Origin of the sequence: Cobetia sp. SIMBA_158, from assembly GCF_046566945.1 — a bacterium.
GTDB classification, from domain to species: Bacteria; Pseudomonadota; Gammaproteobacteria; order Pseudomonadales; family Halomonadaceae; genus Cobetia; species Cobetia amphilecti.
The window spans coordinates 1-255 of record NZ_JAWJYL010000692.1 but is presented as its reverse complement, the minus strand read 5'-3'; the positions used below and the strand labels follow the sequence as shown (position 1 = coordinate 255).

Genomic DNA, 255 nt, shown 5'->3' with positions numbered 1-255 from the left:
AATCCATTTTGCAGTAACATCTACTCTATCAGCAAAGAACACTCCTGCTTTTAAATCACCGACAAACATCACCATGTCTCCTGCTTTAGTTCCCAGAACTTCATCATCCACAACACTTACAGGCTTTCCTAAGAATGATTTACCAGAAGGAGAAGTGATATCTTGCTGTAACAAATACTGCCCATTTTTATCCTTCAAGGTATCTAACCATTGATATGCAGACGCAGTCGCAACATAGTCACGTTTATAAGCTTG

General features: G+C 39.2%; 1 protein-coding gene. It reads right to left on the bottom strand.

Features of this window, described 5'->3' with window-relative positions; translation table 11 throughout:
• Positions 1 to 255, bottom strand: a 255-nt coding sequence (locus R2R70_RS21600; protein ID WP_410979138.1) for a phage major capsid protein, incomplete at both ends; no start/stop codon positions are given.